The organism is Variovorax paradoxus (assembly GCF_030811855.1).
GTDB lineage: Bacteria > Pseudomonadota > Gammaproteobacteria > Burkholderiales > Burkholderiaceae_C > Variovorax > Variovorax paradoxus_L.
The window spans coordinates 1-18,788 of sequence record NZ_JAUSRN010000017.1 but is presented as its reverse complement, the minus strand read 5'-3'; the positions used below and the strand labels follow the sequence as shown (position 1 = coordinate 18,788).

Annotated in this window: 15 protein-coding genes and 2 pseudogenes; 14 read left to right on the top strand and 3 right to left on the bottom strand. The window is 58.8% G+C overall.

Features of this window, described 5'->3' with window-relative positions; all coding sequences use genetic code 11:
• Positions 1 to 62: 62 nt before the first annotated feature.
• Together J2X92_RS25055 and J2X92_RS25050 are read left to right on the top strand one after the other, a co-directional pair.
• Positions 63 to 820, top strand: a pseudogene (locus tag J2X92_RS25055) (maleate cis-trans isomerase family protein).
• A 115-nt stretch (positions 821 to 935) separates the two neighbouring features.
• On the top strand, positions 936 to 1,421 hold the full coding sequence (locus J2X92_RS25050; RefSeq protein ID WP_307579817.1) for a MarR family winged helix-turn-helix transcriptional regulator: 486 nt from the start codon (positions 936 to 938) through the stop codon (positions 1,419 to 1,421).
• A gap of 152 nt (positions 1,422 to 1,573) precedes the next feature.
• Here J2X92_RS25050 and J2X92_RS25045 read toward each other — a convergent pair whose 3' ends face one another.
• Entirely contained in the window at positions 1,574 to 3,142 is a 1,569-nt protein-coding gene (locus tag J2X92_RS25045) for a phytoene desaturase family protein (protein WP_307579815.1), read from the bottom strand.
• A gap of 7 nt (positions 3,143 to 3,149) precedes the next feature.
• A complete protein-coding gene (locus J2X92_RS25040) occupies positions 3,150 to 4,133 on the bottom strand; it encodes an AraC family transcriptional regulator (RefSeq protein ID WP_307579813.1) in 984 nt (327 codons plus the stop codon).
• 149 nt (positions 4,134 to 4,282) lie between these two features.
• On the opposite strand from J2X92_RS25040, the gene J2X92_RS25035 reads away from it, so the two are divergent.
• The 12 genes from J2X92_RS25035 (at position 4,283) to J2X92_RS24980 (ending at position 17,804) form a co-directional block, all read left to right on the top strand.
• Positions 4,283 to 5,878 carry a phytoene desaturase family protein gene (locus J2X92_RS25035; protein WP_307579811.1) on the top strand — a complete coding sequence of 532 codons (1,596 nt, stop codon included), beginning with the start codon at positions 4,283 to 4,285 and terminating at the stop codon, positions 5,876 to 5,878.
• 54 nt (positions 5,879 to 5,932) lie between these two features.
• The gene (locus J2X92_RS25030; RefSeq protein WP_307579809.1) at positions 5,933 to 6,712 is read left to right on the top strand and encodes a cyclase family protein; all 780 of its coding nucleotides are present in this window, start codon (positions 5,933 to 5,935) and stop codon (positions 6,710 to 6,712) included.
• Between the two features lie 31 nt (positions 6,713 to 6,743).
• Entirely contained in the window at positions 6,744 to 8,978 is a 2,235-nt protein-coding gene (locus J2X92_RS25025; protein WP_307579807.1) for an indolepyruvate ferredoxin oxidoreductase subunit alpha, read from the top strand.
• Entirely contained in the window at positions 8,975 to 10,501 is a 1,527-nt protein-coding gene (locus J2X92_RS25020) for an indolepyruvate oxidoreductase subunit beta family protein (RefSeq protein ID WP_307579805.1), read from the top strand. The genes J2X92_RS25025 and J2X92_RS25020 overlap by 4 nt, the downstream gene beginning before the upstream one ends.
• Positions 10,498 to 10,905 (top strand): RidA family protein, encoded by a 408-nt coding sequence (locus J2X92_RS25015; protein ID WP_307579803.1) that lies wholly within the window; start codon positions 10,498 to 10,500, stop codon positions 10,903 to 10,905. The genes J2X92_RS25020 and J2X92_RS25015 overlap by 4 nt, the downstream gene beginning before the upstream one ends.
• Before the next feature lie 43 nt (positions 10,906 to 10,948).
• Positions 10,949 to 11,944: a Bug family tripartite tricarboxylate transporter substrate binding protein gene (locus J2X92_RS25010; protein WP_307579801.1), complete on the top strand. Its 996-nt coding sequence runs from the start codon at positions 10,949 to 10,951 to the stop codon at positions 11,942 to 11,944.
• Positions 11,945 to 12,073: 129 nt separating this feature from the next.
• Positions 12,074 to 13,618, top strand: a complete 1,545-nt coding sequence (locus tag J2X92_RS25005) for an ABC transporter substrate-binding protein (RefSeq protein WP_307579799.1) — start codon at positions 12,074 to 12,076, stop codon at positions 13,616 to 13,618.
• A gap of 17 nt (positions 13,619 to 13,635) precedes the next feature.
• A complete protein-coding gene (locus J2X92_RS25000) occupies positions 13,636 to 14,232 on the top strand; it encodes a VOC family protein (protein ID WP_307579797.1) in 597 nt (198 codons plus the stop codon).
• A 17-nt stretch (positions 14,233 to 14,249) separates the two neighbouring features.
• Positions 14,250 to 15,245 carry an ABC transporter permease gene (locus tag J2X92_RS24995; protein WP_307579795.1) on the top strand — a complete coding sequence of 332 codons (996 nt, stop codon included), beginning with the start codon at positions 14,250 to 14,252 and terminating at the stop codon, positions 15,243 to 15,245.
• Complete coding sequence (locus tag J2X92_RS24990; RefSeq protein WP_307579793.1) at positions 15,242 to 16,120, top strand: ABC transporter permease; 879 nt, start codon at positions 15,242 to 15,244, stop codon at positions 16,118 to 16,120. The genes J2X92_RS24995 and J2X92_RS24990 overlap by 4 nt, the downstream gene beginning before the upstream one ends.
• The gene (locus J2X92_RS24985) at positions 16,117 to 16,995 is read left to right on the top strand and encodes an ABC transporter ATP-binding protein (RefSeq protein WP_307579791.1); all 879 of its coding nucleotides are present in this window, start codon (positions 16,117 to 16,119) and stop codon (positions 16,993 to 16,995) included. Before J2X92_RS24990 ends, J2X92_RS24985 begins: the two co-directional genes overlap by 4 nt.
• Entirely contained in the window at positions 16,992 to 17,804 is an 813-nt protein-coding gene (locus tag J2X92_RS24980; RefSeq protein WP_307579789.1) for an ABC transporter ATP-binding protein, read from the top strand. The genes J2X92_RS24985 and J2X92_RS24980 overlap by 4 nt, the downstream gene beginning before the upstream one ends.
• 172 nt (positions 17,805 to 17,976) lie before the next feature.
• On the opposite strand, the pseudogene J2X92_RS24975 reads toward J2X92_RS24980, so the two are convergent.
• A pseudogene (locus tag J2X92_RS24975) lies at positions 17,977 to 18,299 on the bottom strand (MBL fold metallo-hydrolase); the annotation flags it as partial.
• Positions 18,300 to 18,788 lie beyond the last annotated feature (489 nt).

The window sequence follows — 18,788 nt, the reverse complement described above, 5'->3', positions numbered from 1 at the left end:
ATGGGCGACTTCGGACCCATCGCCCTCGAACCCTCCCCGGAACCCAACCAGGAAGCCCAGCCATGAGCGCTGCCCGCAGCTACCGCATTGGCCAGATCGTGCCCTCCTCCAACACCACCATGGAGACGGAGGTCCCCGCCCTGCGCGCCCGTGAAGCGCTCCACCCCGAGCGGTTCACCTTCCACTCCAGCCGCATGCGCATGAAGCACGTCACAAAAGACGAGCTGGCATCCATGGACAAAGATAGCGACCGCTGCGCGCTCGAGCTCTCCGACGCCCGCGTCGACGTGCTCGGCTACGCCTGCCTCGTCGCCATCATGGCCATGGGCCTGGGCTACCACCGCCAATCCGAGAAACGTCTGCACCAACTCACCGTCGACAACGCAGGCCCCGCCCCCGTCGTGACCAGCGCTGGTGCATTGGTCGATGGCTTGCACACGATCGGGGCCAAGAAGGTCTCCATCCTCACCCCCTACATGAAGCCCTGACGCAACTCGTCATCGACTACATCGAGAACGAGGGCATCGAGGTCGTCGACAGCATCTCCCTGGAAATCCCAGACAACCTCGAAGTGGGCCGTCAGGACCCCCGCGCTCCCATCGAGATCACTCGCAAGCTCAACACCTCTGGCGTCGACGCCATCGTCGCCTCCGCATGCGTCCAGATGCCCTCTCTGCCCTCCCTTCAGCCCATCGAGGACCGCCTGCGCATCCCCGTCCTCTCCTCCTCCGTCGCCACCACCTACTTCATGCTCAAACGACTGGGCCTCTCCACCAACGTCCCAGGCTTCGGATCACTTCTCTCCGGAAAATTCAACTAAAGGAGACTGTCCACCTACCCCGTCACGGTGGACAGTTTCTGGTGCTTAAGTAAGGCTAAAACTACAATGCGCCCTTGCCCTCACAGCTGCCTGATTCTCAATGGTGGCGAACACCATGTCCAACAATCAGCCTTTTGTAGATACCTACTTGCCCGCGCTCCTGGCGCAGGCCTCTCAACTGATTTCGGCCGAATTCCATGAGATCGTCCAAGCCAACGGGCTCTCAGTTCTCGAGTGGCGTGTGCTAGCCACGCTCGCGGACAGCGGCCCGGTCACCATTGGGCAATTGGCTCAGAAAAGTGTCAGCAAGCAGCCTACGGTGACTCGTCTGCTAGACCGCATGGAGGCGCAAGGCCTTGTTGAAAGATTGCCCGCCGTCAAAGATCGCCGCCTTACCTTGGTGCGCATGACGCGATCAGGGGACAAGATGATTGCCGGCCTGATCCGCAAAGCGCATGCTCACGAAGCTTCAGTCTTGGAGCCATTTGGTGCCAATCGTTCGAAAGAACTTAAAAAGGTTCTACTTGAACTGATCGCTTTGCACCGCACGCCACCAGGGCCAGCGCCTGAGTTGCGCGACTCCCGTGAGTCGCCCCGTTGAATTGCCTCAATTGCCAGTTACAAGCTTCGGCCGTGTCATGTAAAACAGCGCTTGAGGTGTGATCTCGAAGTAGTCGGCCAGAGCGACCACGCGTCACTTATCTTCTTTGTCAAAAGTTTACTTGTCAACAAATAAATAGCAAGGAGGAAAAGCTATGTCAGATCACGTGCGAGCATGTATCCCGAGCCCGCACCTGTCCCCGCACCGGGCCATGTGCTAGCGCCAATGTGGAAGAGGCCATCAACGCCGGTTCGCCATCGAGATCTCCCGAAGGATGGCCTAAAGGCAAAAAACTGGTCCAGATGATGGCTGCCAGATAGGCTGTCGCCTCCCACGAGATTCGGGTTGTCCCGCTCGAGGTCTTCAGGCGACAACACACAGCGCCCCAAAACTGACTGGCGCAAACCCGGCGCATACCTCTCCAGAATGTCCAGCACACGATCCGCATAGGCGTCTTTTATGCTGCTCCAAGGCCCGACGGTCAGTTTTCCGGCTGCGTCAGATTTTGGCTGAGATGGCAACACCCGAACCTGCACCCAAAGGACATGCTTGCCTGCTGGCGCACGGGAAGGATCGAATACTGTGGGTTGACCAACCACCAACACAGGCTCTTCCGGTAACGCTCCAGCGAGGGCTTGGGCGTAGGCCCTGGACATGTACTCCATAGACGGCGCCAAGTGCACATAGGCAAAAGACTGCAACTCAAGCCCCGCGCGCCATGCCGGCAGGGCGTCCAGAGCCAAGTGAATCATCATGGTTGCGGGACCACGTCGAAGGGCTCTCGCACTTTCGCTGTTCGCCGGCGCGTCATTTCCGAGCAAGGCCCCATACAACGCTCGAGGATGAACGTTGGCAATTACCGCGCGCCGCGCTGTTATTCGCTCCCCTCCTTCTAGCTCCACGCCGTTCGCTTTACCAGCTGATACTTGGATGCGTCTCACGCGCGCCCCAGTTCGAACTTCCCCTCCGGCCCCTTGCAACGCGGAAACCATGGAGCGTACGATCGTATCGGCGCCACCGCGCCCTAGCATCATTCCGAATCGCTGTCCGAGCATCGACTCCAAATATGGAAAAAGAGCTCCGCCGGCGACATCTGGTCCGAAGTCCAAGTGCAAACCCCAAGTGGCGAGAAGGCAGCGCACGGCGTCACTCTCGAACTGACCTTCAAGCCAAGCACGTGAGGAACTCAGCAGGAGTCGAGCAGTTTCAGCCACTCCTGGAGTGCCGAGCTTTCTCCACATGGTCCACATCACCCTCACCATCTCCCAAGAAGGCACAGGCGACCCTAGCAAGGAGAAAATATGGGGGGCCTCTCGCTCAAAGCGTTGGTTCAGGGAACGCCAAGCCTCCACATCTCGAGTGCTCGCGCGTGAAATGTGCGCCAAGGTTGCATCCAGCCCCTGCTCCACGCCAAGCCATTCTGGCTTGCTGTTTGGGGCAAACACAGAAGCAAAAGGCTTTGGTGCGCCAACGAATTCGAGCCCATGCTTGGCTAGAAGCGCGCCGTGCTGAGCATGGAAGGGCGAACCAGCAAACGCGCTCAGATTCATGGCGTACAGATCGTGCCTGTAGCCAGGAAGGGTGACCTCAGCGGTCTTAACCGCGCCCCCAGGAGTGCCCGCTTGCTCCAGAACCAGAACCTTCCAGCCTTTGGTGGCCATGTGAACTGCACAGGCCAAGCCGTTATGGCCTGCGCCTACAACTATTGCGTCGTGTGTCATCAGTACGTTAATGTGGCCGTGCCGTGCTCGAGGGGCAGCAACCGTACACTTCTCGGTACTGCGCCGCAAAACGGCCCATGTGAATAAAGCCGTAGGAAAGCGCAACCTCTGTCACGTTGATCGCCCTGCACTCAACACGAGCCACACGCAGAGTTTCGTGCACGGCCTGCAGACGGCACCGTCGAGAAAATGCAAGAGGAGAGATCTCGCCGAAGCGCTTGAACACGGATTCAAGCGTGCGGGGCGACACGCAGGTGTGTGCAGCAATCTCAGCGGAAGTCAACGACCGCTCCAAGTTGGCATGGATATATTCCTTAGCGCGGCGAAGGCAACGATCCCCACCTCTATCCGAAAAGCGTGGCTCTTCCGCTGGCTCACAAAGAAGTGCCGTGAAGGCGGACAGAAGAAATTCCTCCATGGCCGAAAATGCCGCCGGATGTCGAAGCCACTGTTGGCCGAAGCAGTCTATGTTCTTGGTGAGGTCAACAACGGCCTGCCACCAAGCTGCCACCTCCGGTGACTGGCGGGACCGCGCAAGAGCAAACGTTGGCGTTTTGCTCAGCCCCCACGTCACGGCCCGATCGTGAACAACCTTGCGCGGGACCTGGACGAGGATCATGCTGCAGTCGCCCGACCAGACCATTCGGCTTTTGCTTTGCGGCTGCAGGACGCTCAGCACGCTCGAGTCAGTAAATACCTCTTCCTTGCCGCAGGAAAGTTGCGCGCCACCGCTCAGCGGCAGTTGCACCATGTAAAAGTCTCCACGCTCCCCCGGATCGATCAATACACCCGCTCCATAGTGGAGCACGTTGAGCGATACATCGCGCAAACGCACCTGGTTGTGGCTTACGTCCAGTTTGCCGCCACGGTCTTTCAGTTCCAACCGGTGCGGCGAGAAGACGCGACCGATCCGGTCGCTGGCCTCCTCCAAGTTGTGCGATCGCACAAGTGGGAAAGTGTCAAGCAGTTGAGGATGTCCGGCTGTTTTCATCGCGTTGACCCATGCATTATCATTAATTTAGGGCTAAAGTATTTAAATGCCGACTAGGGCTTTCCCTGTATTGCGTTCTCTCGGGATTCGGACTGTGCTGAGCGGAAATCGGATAGCCCGATAAAGGCAAAAGCCGCAAGATCCGAGCCATGAAAAGCTCTGGGTCACGCCCCTATGACGTTCTGCTTGTTGGCAGCGGTATCAACTCTTTGGTCTGTGCTGCACTGCTTGCGCGGGACGGACGCAAGGTTTGCGTGCTTGAACGAGAGGCCGTCCTTGGCGGGTGCATGCGCACCGACGAACTCACCCTACCTGGGTTCTTTCACGACACCCTCTCTACAACTCATTCGCTGTTTCTGATGGGCCCCGCCTATGCCGCCCTCGGCAAGGCCCTTCATGAGGAGGGACTGCAGTACTGCAACACCGACTCACCTACCGGCGTTCTCACACCGGATGGCAGGAGTTTGATTCTCGCCAGGTCCCGTGACGCGAACATCCAGCGCTTCGAAGCGGAACATACTGGCGATGGCGCGGCGTACGCCGCGGCTCTTGACGAAGTGGCGACCCAAGCGCCCTTGATCTTTTCGCTGCTCGGCAAAGAGCTTTGGCGATTGGGGACCGCCAAGACTCTGGCCTCTGAAGCCTTGAAACAAGGGCCATTTGCGCTTTCGGGCTTCTTTGGACAGTCCTTGACACCCGCACGGGCATGGCTTGAAAGCAACTTCCAGTCTGACCTCTCAGGCGCTCTGCTTGCACCTTGGGTATTGCACTGTGGGCTAGGCCCAGACGCCCCACTTTCTGCCTTGATGGCAAAGGTCGTTACGTTCTCTTTGGAGACGGTTGGTGCGCCGATAGTGAAGGGAGGAAACGCCAACACCGTCCGAGCCTTCGAGCGCCTGATTCGCCGGGCCGGGGGTGAGCTTCATACGAGCACTGACGTGGCGCGCGTGATCGTACAAAGCGGCAAGGCCGTAGGCGTTCGTCTTGTCGACGGCCGAGAGTTTCGGGCTAAGGAAGTGGTCTGCAACGTCACTCCTACGCAGCTCTATCAACGCCTGCTTGACCCGATGCTACTTCCCGCAGAGATCGCAAAACAGGCGCGTCAATGGCGATATGGGAGAGGCATTATGCAGATCCATTTGGCTCTGTCCGAAGCACCGCAATGGCCTGACTCGGCCTTGAGCGAGGTTGGCTGTTTGCACCTTACCAGCGGCGTCAACGCGATTTCTAAAGCAGTCAACGAAGCCGACCGAAGCCTGCTTCCAGCCGAACCGACTATCTGCGTGGCCCAGCCGACCGCGCTGGATCCCAGCCGCGCGCCACCGGGGCGGCACATTCTCTGGATTCAGCTACTCGAGTGCCCACGAGAGCCTGTGGGCGATGCTGCGGGCGTGATCGCAGTGCCGCCCGGCAAACGTTGGACTCCAGCCCTGCGTGAGGCATATGCGGATCGCGTCATCGAGCAACTTTCTCGCCAAATTCCGAATCTCAAAAGCAGCCTTCTGGCGCGCGCGGTTCTTTCGCCGGCAGACATCGAGGCCTTGAACATGAATTTGGTTGGCGGCGAGGGTTACGGTGGCGATTGCAGCCTGGACCAGTCATTTCTCTGGCGCCCCATGCGCGCCGCACGGAACCACGCAACGCATGTCGGCCATCTCTGGCACATCGGCGCGTCTACCCACCCTGGCCCAGGGCTGAGTGGCGGATCGGGCTTCCTGCTGGCCAAGGCGTTGGGCGCCGTCTAAGCATTTCTCACCCAACATTCCAACTTTCCCCCCACGAAACCGCAGGAGAATTCCATGGCCGCTTCCCTTGAACAATTCGCACAAGACATCGCCACCGGCGCTCTGCGAGTCATCGACCTCACACACACCCTCTCGGATGAGTTCCCTGCACTTCAACTGCCCCCGCAGTTTGGCCAAGTGTGGGCGTTCAAGTGTGAGCGCATTTCGCAGTACGACGACGCGGGTCCCGGGTGGTACTGGAACAACTTCTCTTGCGGCGAACACACGGGCACGCACTTCGACGCGCCTGCCCACTGGATCACCGGCAAGGACCACGCGCAGAACGCGGTCGACACGATCGACCCACGCCAGTTCATCGGGCCCGCCGTGGTGGTGGATGCAAGTGACGAGGTGGCGAAGAACGACGACTGGCTGCTCACTTTGGACTTTATTAAGGCTTGGGAGGACAAGCACGGCCGAATTCCTGCGGGCGCGTGGTTGCTGTTTCGTACCGGCTGGGCGAAACGTATCAGCAAGCCAGAGACGTTCGTGAATATGCGCGAAGACGGCGCCCATACGCCTGGTCCGACTCAGGAAGCCGTGGAGTGGCTCATCAACGAGCGCGACGTGAGAGGTTTCGGCGTCGAGACCATTAATACCGACGCCGGCCAGTCCTATGCCTGGTCAGTGCCCTATCCCTGCCACACCTTCATGCACGGCGCTAACAAGTATGGCCTGCAGTGCCTTCAAAACCTTGACCAATTGCCGCCCACTGGCGCACTGATCCTGGCCGCACCCCTCAAGATTAAGGGCGGATCGGGTAGTCCGCTGCGCGTGCTGGCACTGGTCAAGTAAGCGGCTTTCCGAGCGATCTTTCAAGCATCACATGGCCGAACGCTCATTTGCCAGGGAAGTGCAGCAACTGCTCGTTCCCGCAGGCACCGAATTTCGTGGCGAGGGCATTCTCGCCGTTACAAAGGCCTTGCTCGAGTCGGGAGTAAGTTACGTCACTGGCTACCAGGGCTCGCCAATTTCGCACCTTATGGATGTGCTGGCAGAAGCTCAGCCTATCCTCAGCGAACTCGGCGTCTACTTTGAGCCTGCGGCCAGCGAAGCCGCGGCTGCAGCCGCACTCTCGGCGTCTGTGAACTACCCCGTGCGAGGCGCTGTCACATGGAAGTCCACCGTTGGCACCAACGTCGCCTCGGACGCCCTGGCCAACTTGGCCTCGGGGGGCGTGACGGGCGGGGCTCTCATCATTGTGGGAGAGGACTATGGCGAAGGCTCATCCATCATGCAAGAGCGTACCCACGCCTTCGCAATGAAATCGCAGATGTGGCTGCTCGATCCCAAACCGAACCTGCCCGCAATCGTCCAAGCCGTCCACGACGGATTCGCGCTGTCTGAAGCCACTAACACTCCAGTGATGCTGGAATTGCGAATCCGCTCCTGCCATCTGCACGGTAGCTTCGTTACGAGAGACAACAAGCGCCCGGGTTTTACCCTCAAAGATGCCCTTGAGAATCCAACCCGAGACGTCAACAGAATCGTACTACCGCCTGCCTCCTTCCTTCATGAGAAGGAGAAACTCGAGCAGCGCTGGCCCGCGGCGGTGAAGTTCATCCAAGAGCGCCAGCTCAATGAATTTGTCGAGGGGGACCTCGACCACATCGGCATCATTTCGCTCGGTGGCCTGACCAACAACGTGTTGCGAGCACTCAAACACTTGGACCAGGCCGACCTGTTTGGAAACACTCGGGTGCCGATATACATCCTTAACGTGGCCTACCCACTAGTGGAGGAAGAGGTTATTCGTTTCTGTGAAGGCAAGCGCGCGGTCTTGATGATTGAGGAAGGTCAGCCCGACTACCTTGAACAGAATCTCAATACCATACTGCGCCGTCACGGTTCGAACACCGCAGTGCATGGCAAGGATCTGCTTCCTCAGGGCGGCGACTACACCGTGACAGCTCTGCAAACGGGAATTCGCGGATTCTTGGAACAACACCATCGCGCAGCCTTTGCCAAGCCAGTGACGATGGCCATGCCAACGGTGTCGAGCCGTAAAGCGACCGTGCTCGATGGGGCTGACCAAGCGCCGGTCGCCGCTCCAGTTTCTGCAGCATTGGCTCTCACGCCCCTCTTGCCGCCTCGCCCGCCAGGCCTCTGCGTGGGTTGCCCGGAAAGACCAATTTTCTCATCGCTGAAGTTGGTCGAACGCGAGATGGGAATGCACCATGTTTCGGCTGACATCGGCTGCCACCTGTTCTCAATCATGCCGCCCTTCAACTTGGGAGCAACCACGATGGGCTACGGCCTTGGTGGCTCCAGCGCCTCTGCATTTGCCGCAGGGGCTCAGTTAGGGGCGTCCAAGCGCGCGATCGCCTTCATGGGCGATGGAGGCTTCTGGCACAACGGCTTGACATCAGGCATCGCAAACGCCGTCTTCAACAAGCAGGGCAACGTTTTCGTAATCGTCGATAACAACTACTCGGCGGCTACGGGGGGGCAGGATATTCCGTCCTCACGCACGATCAATCCCAACCGCAGCACCATGCACGCCATTGAGCGCGCTGTTCGCGGTGTGGGTGTGGACTGGGTGCGAACCCTCACAAATACCTACGATGTAAACGGGATGCGTGCGGCTCTCAAAGAAGCCTTGAGCGCCGGCACGCCGGGCCCAAAAGTGATCATTGCGCAGAGCGAATGCATGCTCAACCGTCAGCGGCGAGAGAAGCCGGCAAAGGCCAAAGCAATCAAAGCCGGCGAGCGTGTTCTGAAGGAACGATTCGGCGTCGACGCTGCCGTGTGCTCAGGCGACCACGCATGCATGCGCGTTTCTGGCTGCCCAAGTCTCACGCTTGCACCGAGTGGAGATGCTCTCAAGCCGGATCCTGTCGCGAGCGTCGATGAACACTGTGTGGCATGCGGTCACTGCGGTGAAGTGGCAGATGCCGCTGTGCTCTGCCCTTCCTTTTACAAGGCCACAAAAGTCAACAACCCGGGACGCGTTGAGCGCTTGCGCGACCGCCTGCGTCAAGCCACCGTGGGTTGGCTGCAGGGTCGCCAATGGCGTTCGCGCGCCGAGCGCGCCCTCTTCCCAATGGAGGCTTTGAAGTGACCCGACTGAGCCCTCTAAAACCTCGCACTATCCACCTTGCAATCCTGGCACTCGGCGGTCAAGGAGGCGGTGTCCTGGTGGACTGGATTGTGGACCTGGCAGAACACGCTGGTTGGACCGCGCAGTCCACCTCGGTGGCCGGCGTCGCGCAGCGCACAGGCGCCACCATCTACTACATAGAAATAGTCGAACCCACGCCAGGCCTACGGCCTGTCCTTGCACAGATGGCGGTGCCGGGCGACGTCGACATACTAATCGCGGCAGAGCTCATGGAAGCAGGTCGCGCGGTACAAAGAGGCTTCGTCACGCCGGATCGCACTACCGTCATCACCAGCAGCCACCGCACCTTCTCTGTGGAAGAGAAAATGGTGCCGGGCAATGGTGTCGCCAACAGCGAAGCCGTGCTCGACATCGTCAGAAAGCAAGCGCGCAAGCTTGTTATCGACGACATGCAGGCCTTGGCCGTGAGTCAAGGAAGTGTGATCTCGGCCAGCCTATTCGGTGCGCTAGCTGGCAGCAGCGCACTTCCCTTCTCAGTCAGTGATTTCGAGGCGGTGGTTGAGCGCAGCGGCGTGGGTGTGAAGCCAAGCATCGCCGCGCTTCGCGCTGCGGTCGGCGTCGCACAACGCAGCGAACCGCCCCCTCCCCCGGCTGACGCCATGCTCACAGCGGCACGGCCTCTTCCTGAGCGAGCTACGAGCGCGAAACTTCAACCTTTACTAGACCGCGCACGTCGTGATTTTCCACAGGTCATATGGAACTGGTTGGGCGAAGGGATAGCACGCGTCGTTGACTATCAGGACGTGGCGTATGGAGATGAGTATCTGGATCGCGTGGCTCATGTGTTGGCAACTTGCAAAGGTCCAGCCGACAAGGATTTGGCAACCGAGGCGGCCCGCTGGATTGCAGTAGCCATGAGTTACGACGACGTGATCCGCGTTGCAGATCTGAAGACTCGGGGCGAACGTACCGCGCGCCTGCGTCGCGAGGTCGGTGCGAAGGAAGGCGATGTCGTCGGCAGTGAAGAGTATTTCCACCCCAGGCTCGAAGAAATCATGGGCCTATTGCCCAGTGGGATTGCGAATTGGATCGATGGATCATCGATGATTCAGAAGAATTTTGCCCACCTGCTAGACAATGGTCGCCGAATCCACACGCACACTCTGCGCGGCCATCTCCAGTTGCGATTTGTGGCCAACTTGCGTCGGTGGCGCCGTGGAAGCCGCCGTCATGCCGAGGAGAAAGCTCATCTGGAGATGTGGCTTGCAGAGGTACATCGCGTGCTAACTCAAGACCCAGCGTTAGCACTGGAACTACTTCGCTGCAGACGTCTTATTAAAGGCTACAGCGACACGCACGCCCGCGGATCTGGCCGCTTTGACCGTCTTCTGCGGGCGTCACGGGAACTCTTTGGTCGCCCCGATGCAGGACAAGCGCTCAGTCACTTGCGAGAGGCAGCGCTTAGTGATGCCGAGGGACTTGCTCTTAGCACACAGCTCCAAAAAATGGGTTTGACCGCATGAAGCGCGAGCGTCTGATCGAAGTCCCCGGCTGGGTCAGGCCAATCGGCCACGTTGGTGGAATCACCGCACGTGGGCGGCACATCTTCCTGGCAGGCCAAGTAGGTTGGGACGAGCAAGGCAACTTCGTATCGGATGCCTTAGTTGACCAGGTAGGTCAGGCGCTCGACAACATCCTTGCTCTTCTCTCTCACTCTGATGCGGGTCCAGAACACATCACGCGCATGACGTGGTTCGTGACAGACAAACGCGAATACCAACGGCAGCTGCCGGCCATCGCAATGACATATTGCAAAAAAATTGGTCGCCAATTTCCCCCTATGACAGCGGTCGGAGTTGCATCCCTGATGCACGACGAGGCGCTCGTGGAGATTGAAGTGACTGCCGTCGTCGATGACGGCTCGTAAAAGTTGATCTGCTCATCCTCGTCCCCGCCCTGGAAGCCTCCCCATGATCCGAACTCCTTCTTCCCTTTACCGCCCGGCCCTTGCGGCCCTCTTTGGACTGTGCAGCGTGGTCGCGGCGTCCGGTGCAAGTGCGCAGTCGAACAGTTGGCCCACACGTCCAGTGCGACTCGTGGTCGCCTTCGCCGCCGGCGGCTTGGCAGATGTTATGGCGCGAGTCATCCAGCCTCAGCTGACTGAAGCACTCGGTCAACCGGTAGTTATCGACAACCGCGGAGGTGCGGGCGGCAACGTTGCCGGCACCGAAGTGGTGCGAAATGGCAACGATGGCCACACCTTTCTGATCACGGTGTCTACCACCGAGTCGGTCAATCCAATGATGTTTGCACGGATGCCTTTCGATCCGCAGAAAGATCTCCAGCCGGTGGCTCTTCTTGCCAATAGTCAGTTGTTTCTGATCACCAGAACCACATTGCAACCGAACAATCTCAAAGACTTTGTGGCTTACGCCAAGGCCCATCCGGACACGATGAGCTACGGCTCTGCAGGCAATGGAACCACTCCTCATTTGGCGGGAGAACTGCTCAAGCAGAGCGCCGGCATTACCGCGACCCACCTGCCCTATCGAGGTGCAGCGCCGGTTATTCAAGACGTCATGGCTGGCCAGATTGATTTTGGGTTTGCACCGGGCACCGTGTTCCCCACCGTCAAGGCGGGCAAGCTCAAAGTTCTGGCCGTGGCCAGCCGCAAACGCACCGTCAGCGCTCCGGATGTTCCGACCTTTTCTGAGCTCGGCATCAATGGCGTTTATGCAGATACCTACTTTGGAATCTACGCACCTGCAGGCATGCCCGCGGCTACGGTGGAGAGGATGAACCGCGAGATCAACAAGATCCTGTCCCTCCCTGCTGTCCAGGCACGCTTCATCGAACTCGGCGCTCAAGCAGTTCCCGTCTCACGAGCAGACTACAAGTCCATGGTCCAAACCGAAACCAAGTTGTTCACCGAGATCGTGAAAGCCCGCGGCATCACTGCCGACTGAGCAAATTCTTCAGTTTCGCTGCCAGGTGGGAATTACTCACTTGGCCCCCTAGGTGCGCCGCCGTCTACGGAATAAAAGACGGTAGGCCGAATGTCTGTTGATTCAATCCCTCTTCACTTGGAGATGAGCATGTTCGTAGAGTCTGGAATCGACCGTAGAAACTTCCTGCGTTACGGCAGCGTCAGTCTGGTTGCGCTTGGCAGCACTGGGCCCCTGCAAGTACTCGCTCAAGCTCAGAGCTCGCTGACGATTGCCTACAACGTCGATCTCCCCTCCTGGGATCCAACGGTGGGGCCTTCCGCGGTAAATCCGACTATTCAGTCGCTTTACAAAGCAGTCTTCTCGCAGTTCATTGACCAGAACCCCGATCTCACTCTCAAACCGGACCTGCTGTCAGAGTGGGGCTGGAATGCAGACAAGACGCAAATCAGTCTGACGGTGAGAAGTGGCGCCAAATGGCATGACGGTAGCGCCGTGACCCCCGAGGATGTCGCGTGGTCATTGCGTCGTGCGGGCGATACCAAAACTGGCAACCCTATCCAGTTTGTTTGGAGCAAGGTTGGAAACATCCGCGTACAAGGCGACAAGGTGATCGCCGATGTGAAGGAGTTTGAACCGGCGTTCTTTAAGTGGATGGCATTCCTGACAGGCTACGTGCTGCCGCGTGCGTACTACGAAAAGGTCGGGGCGTCAGGCTTCGAGAAAAAGCCGGTTGGCTGCGGCCCATACCAGGTCGAGGAGTTCGTACAAGGCTCTCACATGCGCCTTCGCGCTTTCAAAGACTACTTCGGTCCGAAGCCTTCCTTCGAGACGGTCGTGATCAAGTTCGCTACTGACCCTTCGGCACGAGTTGCCGAACTGGAATCGGGGCGTTCAGACCTCACCCTCGAGGTTCCGTATGAGGAAGCTGAACGTCTGCGTGCCAAGGGCTTCACTGCCAGCATTGCACCCGTCTCGGATATCGGAATGATTTTCCTTACCAACGTCGAACCCATGACGAACGACAAAGTTCGTCAGGCTCTGGCTTTGGCCATCGACAAAAAGGCTTTGGCAGAGCGCCTTCTGAAAGGGCATGTCGTGCCAATCGACACCTTGCAAGCCCAGAGCTATGCGGCCTACGACGCAAGCATCAAGGCGCCGTTTGATCCCAAACGAGCCGCGGCGTTGATGGCTGAGGCTGGATACACCCGCGACAAGCCGCTCAAGTTCAAGGTGCAAACCACGCGAGGCTTCAAGCCAAAGGACTTTGAAGTGATGCAAGCCATCGCAGGCATGTGGAAGGCCATCGGTGCCGAGGTTGAGCTCGAGGTGTACGAGGTCGCCAAACACTTTGAGTTGCGAGCTCAGCACAAACTCGCGCCAGCTGCTTTCTACAACTGGGGCAATTCGATTGGTGACCCGTCGACTTCCACTGGCTTTGCCATGTTCAGTCACTCGCCACATTCAGCCTGGAAGGACCCGAAGACTTTGGACGGAAAGATCGCACCGCTCTGGGGAGAAAAGGACGAAGCCAAGCGTCTCGCGGGATACAAGGCAGTGGACAAGTACATCGCAGAGCAAGCCTTGGTCATCCCACTCTTCCAGTACAGCCAGACTGTTGTTTTCCGCAAGGGCTTGAAGTTCGCGCCGCACGGCGCCGGCTTCGTGCTTCCACAGACCATCGGCCGCGTCTGAAACTAGGAGAATTTGCCATGAATACTCAGACCCTAGTGGGCGCTCTTGTAATAGCCACTGCATTTCTTTCTGGCACCGTTCAAGCCAGTCAGAACAAACTGCCAGGTGTTCGGGGACTCGATCACGTCGGCTTCACGGTTCCAGACATCGTCCAAGCGGTTAACTTCTTCCAAGATGTTCTGGGTTGCCAAAAGGCCACGAGCTTCGGGCCGATCGCTGACCCACAAGGCAACTTGATGCAGGACCTTCTCGACGTTCATCCCCGTGCCGAGATCAAGGAGATCGTCTTGATGCGTTGCGGCGAGGGCTCGAACATTGAACTCTTCCAGTACAGCGCGCCTGACCAGAAGAGCGAGCGCCCAAGAAACAGCGATCATGCGGGCTACCACGTTGCGTTCTATGTCACTGATCTGAAGGCCGCTGTCGACAGGGCCCGCGCTCAAGGCGTCAAGACTCTTCTTGGTCCATTTGCAATAAATGAGGGCCCGACAGCTGGCCAAGCTATCACCTACATCTTCACCCCCTGGGGGATGCAACTCGAGCTGATAAGTTACCCCAAGGGCATGGCCTATGAGAAGAACTCGAAGGTTAAGCTCTGGGCGCCACGTCGCTGACAGCATAGGGGATCGGATTGCGCCGTTTTGTCCACATCCTGCTTACGCTCCTGGGTGTAAGCCTCGTTGTTTTCGTGCTGATGCGCGTGGTCCCTGGGGACCCAGTTGCAATGATGATCCCTCCAGGAGCAGGCCCTGAGGACATTCAGCGACTCAGAGCCTTCTACGGGCTGGACCGCTCTATCCCAGAGCAGTATGGTTTATGGATCGTACAGGCTCTTCAAGGAGAGTTCGGGACCTCCATAAGTCAGCGACAAGGCGTCCTCTATCTGATCGGCTCGCGACTTCCAACCACGCTGGAGTTGGGCTTTACCGCATTGTTTTTTGCGGTGGTCGCTGGAGGCTTGGCCGGCGTCGTATCGGCTGCGACTCACGGCAGCTGGCTTTCTTCGGCCATCGATGGGGTCGCGGCCTTGGTTCAAGCGGTCCCAGACTTTCTGTGGGGCCTCGTATTCATATTGCTCTTCGGTGTAGTCTGGATGTGGTTGCCAATTTCCGGTCGTGTCGACCCCCTACTGCAGTTTGACTCTCGGTCCGGCTTCATTTTTATTGAAAGCCTACTTCGCGGGCGCCTGGACGTCACGGCCTCGGTTTTTCAGCATTCAATCGCCCCTTCACTAGCGCTCGCCTTGCCTGTAGCGGCCATCATCGCGCGAGTGCTAAAGGCGTCCATGCGCGAAGCCTTGTCGTCCGACTACGTGCTGCTGGCACGATTAAAAGGGCTCTCCTTGTCCCGCGTTCTGTTGACCGAAGCCCTTCCGAATGCCGTCACGCCTGCGCTTCAGATCACTGGAGTTCAGTTCGCCTTCCTGCTTGGTGGAACTGTCCTCATCGAACGCCTCTTCAGCTACCCAGGTATTGGTAGCTTGGCAATCAATGCGGTCATTGCTCGAGATCTACCCTTGATTCAAGGCTTGGTACTAACCTTCGCCGTGTTATTTGTCGCTATCAATCTATTCGTGGATGCACTCACCCTCGCACTCAACCCCAGACTTCGAGGAGCCCCACGATGAGCCGCGCGACCGTTCCTCTGACAGCTCGCCTCGTACGCAATCCCCGAGTTGTTATCGGTGGGATCGTCATGGCATTGCTGCTTTTGTGCGCACTGTTTGCTCCTTGGCTATCCCCGCACGATCCCTTAGACCAGGACTTCCTCGCGCAACTGCAACCTCCAGTTTGGTCAGAAGCCGCGCCGCCGGCCGAAGCCGGCAAGACGCCGTACTGGCTTGGCACCGATAACCTCGGGCGGGACGTACTGTCGCGGTTGATCTGGGGTGCTCGCACCGCGCTCATAGTCTCCTTTGCGGCCACGCTCCTGGCCGCGCTCGCTGGCACCGCCCTGGGTGCCGCAGCCGGCTACTTTGGGGGGCGAATCGATGCCATCGTCTCTCGCTTGGTTGATGTCTGGATGGCGTTCCCCCCCGTCTTGTTGGCGGTAGTTCTAGTCGCTCTACTGGGCACGGGGCTGACGTCAGTGGTGATTGCAATCGCGGTTGTGGATTGGACCAGGTTCGCTCGTGTTGTTCGAGCCGAAACCCAGGGGCAGCGTGCCCTGGACTACGTGACTTCTGCGCGCATGCTCGGTATGTCTCCGCTTCGCATACTGGTTTCCGAGGTACTCCCCAATGTCACGCCATTGCTTATCACCGTGGTCACCTTGGAGATGGGGATCGCCGTAGTCGTTGAGGCGATTCTCAGCTTTGTTGGGCTATCTGTTGCCTCTGGCGCGTCAACTTGGGGCGGAATGTTGGGCGAAGGGCGTCTGTACGTTAACCAGGCTCCGTCTTTGATGTTGCTTCCAGTTTTGGCAACAATGCTTGTAGTGCTTGGACTCAATGCGCTCGGCGACGGCCTGCGTCAGGAACTTGACCCGGTGGTGCGCGCATGAGCGCGGTTCTGGAAATCGAAGATCTGCACGTGGAGATTCGCACCGCGGGCCAATCAAGCCGTGTGCTTCGCGGAGTGAATCTCTCCGTCGAATCAGGCAGTGTGCACGCACTCGTGGGTGAGTCGGGTGGAGGCAAGTCCATGGTGACACGGGCGGCGACTGGCCTGCTCCCGCGAAGCGCTCGCATTGTCAAGGGTCGGATCCGGTTGGCGGGTCAAGACGTGACGCACTGGAGCGAGCGGCAATGGAGAAGCGTGCGTGGAACGGTTGTCAGCATGGTCCTTCAGGACCCGCTCACGGCATTGAACCCCGTGCGCCGCATTGAGTCTCAAATCGCAGACGTGCTTCGACGACATAGCGGCCTGAGCGGAGAAGCACTGAAGCGAGAGATGCTATCGCTGCTAGAGCGAGTACACATGCGGGACCCGGAACGCGTGCTCAATCAGTACCCTCATGAGCTCTCAGGAGGAATGCGCCAAAGAGTGGTAATCGCCATAGCCTGGGCATGTAAGCCCCAGCTCATCCTGTGTGACGAACCCACCACCGCGCTGGACGTGACCGTCCAAAAGGAAGTGCTCAAGTTGATCCGTGAACTCGGGAGCGAAGGCCAAGGCGTGCTGCTGGTCACTCATGATCTTGGTGTCGTCGCCAAGCTGGCGCACAGCATGAGCGTTATCCATACGGGCCGCATCCTTGAAGAGGGGACCGTTGAAAACGTTTACAAAAACCCTCAACATGACTACACAAGAGCTCTGCTTTCAGCGACACCTCGTTTCGACCGTCCAGGACATACCCTGAAGCCTGTGGCAGATGAGCTTATTGCGAAGCTGATGGCAGAAGCGGAACACCTTGACCGTCTGGAGGCCATGCGATGAACACCTCCCTACTTCAAGTTGAAGGCCTGCGCTTGGATGTACCGGCAACCAGCCGCGGAAAGCCGAAGGTTGCACCAAGAACCATTCTTAACAACGTCGGCTTCAACTTGGGACGAGGCGGCTCGTTGGGCGTGATCGGTGAGTCGGGAAGCGGGAAAAGCACGCTTGCACGCGCTCTCACGTTACTTATGCCTCCACAAGAGGGACGGATAATCTTTGACGGCCAAGAAGTTACTCGGCTGACCGGGCCGGCCTTGACAGCTTACCGGTCACGCGTCCAACTGGTCTTCCAAGATCCGATGTCCTCCCTCAATCCCCGCAAACGCGTAGGCGTCAGCATCGCACGACCGCTGCAAGCCCTCGGTCGGCTCAACAAACGTACCCCCGAGAGCGTTGCCGCTGCCCTGCTTGAGCGAGTGGGTCTTCCTGCAAGCTTCTCAAGTCGATACCCGCACGAATTGTCGGGTGGCCAAAGACAACGCGTGAACATCGCACGCGCACTTGCACTTGAGCCAGAAGTGCTGATCGCAGATGAAGTAACGTCCGGGCTCGACGTGTCCGCTCAAGCCAGGATAGTTGGCCTTCTCGAGGCGCTGCGTAAAGAGACGGGCTTGTCTTTGATCTTCATCAGTCACGACCTCTCCTTGGTGCGAAGTCTTTGCGATGATCTGCTCATCCTGCGGTCAGGCGAAGTCGTCGAATCTGCGCCCGCCGACGACATCTTTGCCCAGCCTTCGCACGACTACACAAAGGCTCTAATTGGAGCTATCCCGTTGCCTGACCCAGATCCAGCCTGGTTGGCTCGATAAGCAAGGAAAGCGCCAGCTACCGGCTATGGTCAAGTAGCCACCGGATGCTCGGTTTGATCACGCTGCATTCGCCGAACTATTCATTTTGTAGACGACTTTTACGGTCGACAGGGACACTGTTCAGGCTCGTGACGGCGTCGCAGTCGCTCGCCGTCTGGGTGCTGTCGCCGCGCGCCACGCCTGCATGGCCGAAGGTATGACCCGGCAGCGGCACCATGAGGATCTCGGGCGGGAGTCCGCGCATGCCGCGCACGCACTCGAAACCTTACCAGGGGGCACCGCCCTTGCGCGACGCATAGACCTGCCAACGCGGGTGGCTCGACCGCTCGACCACTGCTGCGGGCGAAAGCGCTGCCGGTCCAGCCAGGTGCGTTGTGGCTCGGCGGCCTCACGCTCGCGCTGCATCATGTGCACCTGGACCTGCGGAATATCGTCGAGCCCGCCTGCATGGTCGAAGTCCAGATGCGTGAGCACGATGTGCCGCACATCCTGCGGCGCGGCGCAAGGACGTTAGGCATCTTGGCAGATGCGCCGAGGTTGAAGTTGGGGCCACCACAAGCACATGGCAGTCAATCAGCCCAGGCATCACGGAGAAGCGCCCTATCAGAAATCAAACTGAATCTGGTGCGGTACGCGAGTGCCTTCCGCGTTGGAAGAGGAACAACTCGCCGAGCGTTGTCAAGCCGCGCTTCGCGGCGGACCGTTCAACCCTCTGCACGTCGATCGACCCCTGATCGCGCCGGCATCAATTTGGGAGCTGAGATCGACCAATTGCCACGCCCCCCTCATGAGGCCGGCTGGGCAGGTGAGGTGGAGAGGCCGCCGCCAAATCGCAAAAGCGCGGGTTGCGGCAATCTTCTTTTCCTTGACCGCGAGCGAAGCCCAGAAACGTAAGCGCGGCCTCAAGGCCCTCTTGACGTCGACTTGTTGACGGAGTCGACGGCGCTCAGACGTCGAGCACATGCCGCAGGACATGGAACGGTA

What these genes read in the sequence shown, in the direction of transcription:
- J2X92_RS25050 (WP_307579817.1), top strand. Translation starts at nt 936, where the DNA reads ATGTCCAACAATCAGCCTTTTGTAGATACCTACTTGCCCGCGCTCCTG.
- J2X92_RS25045 (WP_307579815.1), bottom strand. Translation starts at nt 3,142, where the DNA reads ATGACACACGACGCAATAGTTGTAGGCGCAGGCCATAACGGCTTGGCC.
- J2X92_RS25040 (WP_307579813.1), bottom strand. Translation starts at nt 4,133, where the DNA reads ATGAAAACAGCCGGACATCCTCAACTGCTTGACACTTTCCCACTTGTG.
- J2X92_RS25035 (WP_307579811.1), top strand. Translation starts at nt 4,283, where the DNA reads ATGAAAAGCTCTGGGTCACGCCCCTATGACGTTCTGCTTGTTGGCAGC.
- J2X92_RS25030 (WP_307579809.1), top strand. Translation starts at nt 5,933, where the DNA reads ATGGCCGCTTCCCTTGAACAATTCGCACAAGACATCGCCACCGGCGCT.
- J2X92_RS25025 (WP_307579807.1), top strand. Translation starts at nt 6,744, where the DNA reads ATGGCCGAACGCTCATTTGCCAGGGAAGTGCAGCAACTGCTCGTTCCC.
- J2X92_RS25015 (WP_307579803.1), top strand. Translation starts at nt 10,498, where the DNA reads ATGAAGCGCGAGCGTCTGATCGAAGTCCCCGGCTGGGTCAGGCCAATC.
- J2X92_RS25010 (WP_307579801.1), top strand. Translation starts at nt 10,949, where the DNA reads ATGATCCGAACTCCTTCTTCCCTTTACCGCCCGGCCCTTGCGGCCCTC.
- J2X92_RS25005 (WP_307579799.1), top strand. Translation starts at nt 12,074, where the DNA reads ATGTTCGTAGAGTCTGGAATCGACCGTAGAAACTTCCTGCGTTACGGC.
- J2X92_RS25000 (WP_307579797.1), top strand. Translation starts at nt 13,636, where the DNA reads ATGAATACTCAGACCCTAGTGGGCGCTCTTGTAATAGCCACTGCATTT.
- J2X92_RS24990 (WP_307579793.1), top strand. Translation starts at nt 15,242, where the DNA reads ATGAGCCGCGCGACCGTTCCTCTGACAGCTCGCCTCGTACGCAATCCC.
- J2X92_RS24985 (WP_307579791.1), top strand. Translation starts at nt 16,117, where the DNA reads ATGAGCGCGGTTCTGGAAATCGAAGATCTGCACGTGGAGATTCGCACC.
- J2X92_RS24980 (WP_307579789.1), top strand. Translation starts at nt 16,992, where the DNA reads ATGAACACCTCCCTACTTCAAGTTGAAGGCCTGCGCTTGGATGTACCG.